This window comes from Desulfofundulus sp. (assembly GCF_049701015.1).
Lineage (GTDB): Bacteria > Bacillota > Desulfotomaculia > Desulfotomaculales > Desulfovirgulaceae > Desulfofundulus.
On sequence record NZ_JBNATZ010000350.1, the window covers coordinates 1 to 2,109 of the forward strand.

Annotated in this window: 2 protein-coding genes; both read left to right on the plus strand. The window is 57.0% G+C overall.

The genetic code is table 11. From position 1 onward, the window contains the following. Window positions 1-977, plus strand: a 977-nt coding sequence (dprA, locus tag ACPLUI_RS14230) for a DNA-processing protein DprA (protein WP_424660901.1), incomplete at its 5' end; no start/stop codon positions are given. An 83-nt stretch (window positions 978-1,060) separates the two neighbouring features. Continuing rightward, window positions 1,061-2,109 (plus strand): type I DNA topoisomerase (topA, locus tag ACPLUI_RS14235; RefSeq protein WP_424660902.1); only part of this gene is annotated, 1,049 nt, incomplete at its 3' end.

Below are 2,109 nucleotides of genomic sequence, written 5' to 3' on the forward strand. Positions count from 1 at the left end.
CCAGGGGCGGTTTCGAGCCCCGGGCGGCAGCAGACCTTGTACGCCGCCGCTCTGGACTGGATCTCCGGGAGGAGCTGGCCCGCCTGGGGGAACAAAACATAACCTATGTTACTTTTGAAGAGGAGAGTTATCCCCAGTTGCTGCGGGTTATTTTTGATCCCCCACCCGGTCTTTTTGTCCGGGGTACCCTGCCCCAGCCCGGGGGGCAGTTCGTGGCAATTGTGGGTTCCCGGCGGGCCACGCCTTACGGTGTCACTGTGGCCGAGAATCTGGGCGGAGAACTGGCCCTGGCGGGGGTAACCGTGGTTAGCGGCATGGCCAGGGGGATAGATAGCGCTGCCCACCGCGGAGCCCTGGCGGCCGGAGGGCGTACTGTGGCTGTACTGGGTTGTGGTGTTGACGTGGTTTACCCCCGGGAAAACAAGCGTCTAATGGAAGGCATTATTGAGGCCGGGGCAGTGATCAGCGAGTTCCCGCCCGGGTCACCTCCCGAGGCGTGGCACTTTCCGGTACGCAACCGGATTATCAGTGGGTTGTCCAGGGCTACAGTGGTGGTGGAAGCAGCCGGGAAAAGCGGTGCTCTCATTACAGCAGATCTGGCTCTGGACCAGGGGCGGGATGTGATGGCCGTGCCCGGCCCTGTAACCAGCCGGCAAAGCCGGGGTTCCAACCAGTTGATCAAGCAGGGTGCCCGGCTGGTGGAAAGCGCCGAGGATGTCCTGGAGGAGCTGGGGATTACCTGCCTTTTCCCCGGGAAACATCTTCAGTCCCCGGGGATGCCGGGGCTTACTGCCGTGGAAGAAACAGTTTACGGTATGCTTTCTTGTGAGCCCGTGCCGGTGGATATAATTGTTGAAAATACGGGACTGTCAGTACAGCAGGTGTTATCAGCGCTGATGTTTTTGGAAGTCAAAGCCCTGGTCAGACAGTTTCCTGGCCGGCTCTACGCGCGGCGTGAAAAAACCACCAGGTTCTAAAGTCACGGGGTTTTCATACATTTTTAAAAAAGATTCGTGCGGTTAATATATTGAATAAACCGGAAAAAAGAAGGTGGCCTTCTTTGTCCAAAACGCTGGTTATCGTGGAATCACCTGCGAAAGCAAAAAGTATCGGCAAATTATTGGGTAAGAAATATACTATCAAGGCCTCTATGGGGCATGTGCGGGATCTGCCCAAGAGCCAGTTCGGGGTGGATGTGGAGCACGGTTTCAAGCCCAAGTATATTACCATCAGAGGCAAGGGGGAAATCATTAAGGAGCTCAGGGCGGCGGTTAAAAAAGCCGACAGGGTTTTGCTGGCTTCCGACCCCGACCGGGAAGGGGAGGCTATTGCCTGGCACCTGGCCAACGTGCTTGAAATTGACGAGAATGCTCCCTGCCGCATTGAGTTTAACGAAATAACCAGGCAGGCCGTGCAAAATGCCGTAAAGGCACCCCGCCCCATCGATTACAACCGGGTGCATGCCCAGCAGGCCCGCCGGATACTGGACAGGCTGGTGGGTTATAAGCTCAGCCCCCTGCTGTGGCGCAAGGTCAAGAAAGGGCTTTCCGCCGGGCGGGTGCAATCCGTCGCGGTGAGGCTCATCTGCGACCGGGAAGAGGAAATTAACGCCTTTATCCCGGAAGAATACTGGACCTTAACAGCTGTCTTCACCCGCCTCGGGGAGGATCCATTTGAGGCCAAATTACATAAAATTGGCGAAAAAAAGGTAGAAATTAACAACCAGGTACAGGTCGAGGAGATCTTGAAAGAGCTGAAGGGCGTTTCCTACCGGGTCGTTAAAATTACCCGCCGGGAAAAGAGCCGCCAGCCGGCCCCACCCTTTACGACCAGCAGCCTGCAGCAGGAGGCCTACCGCAAGCTCAATTTTACAGCCCGCAAAACCATGATGGTGGCCCAGCAACTGTACGAGGGGCTGGAACTGGGTAAAGAGGGCCCCGTGGGTCTGGTTACCTATATACGTACCGACTCCACCCGGGTGGCCGCGCAGGCCCAGATGGAAGCCAGAGCTTATATCCAGGAAAAATTCGGTCCCGAATATGTCCCCGAAAAGCCCCGGCAGGTGGCAGCCAGGGGACGGGTTCAGGATGCCCACGAAGCTATCCGCCC